The following is a 447-nucleotide window of genomic DNA, read 5'->3' as shown; positions in this document are numbered from 1 at the left end:
TGTCACATCATTTAGGGAATAAGTAACAGTTTTTGGTTGTTTTAAAACTGGTGGGGTATCAAATGGTAAGTCGGCCGCACCAAATGAAATCCATTCGTATACAGGCATACCCTTGTTACTGTACCCAACTTTGGAAGTCCCTACTATATCGTGGGGAAGCCATGACCACGAGAACGTATCAACATTTTTTAACATTGTAAACGATTGGTTTGGTCTATCTTGTTCAGTTGAGCCTTCTCCGTATGTCCCCTTATCACGATAATATGCGTAAGAACTATTATCCGTGTCAATAGTTACTTTAGAGCCATTTAACGTACCTACAACGTTCCCCTTAACAAGAACATCTTGGTCAAAGTCCAAATCTCCAACTCCAACTAATAAATATGGAATAGTTGTTTGAGTTTTTGACCCCGCTTTATAAAATTCCCAATGTCCTTCCGTGTGATA

Annotated in this window: 1 protein-coding gene; it reads right to left on the bottom strand. The window is 39.1% G+C overall.

Features of this window, described 5'->3' with window-relative positions; translation table 11 throughout:
* Nucleotides 1-447, bottom strand: a 447-nt coding sequence (locus FC36_RS12205) for a hypothetical protein (protein ID WP_162257667.1), incomplete at both ends; no start/stop codon positions are given.

Source organism: Ligilactobacillus equi DSM 15833 = JCM 10991, from assembly GCF_001435735.1.
In the GTDB taxonomy this organism is placed as follows: Bacteria; Bacillota; Bacilli; order Lactobacillales; family Lactobacillaceae; genus Ligilactobacillus; species Ligilactobacillus equi.
The sequence above is the reverse complement of the archived record's forward strand: the minus strand, read 5'-3'. Positions and strand labels throughout refer to the sequence as shown.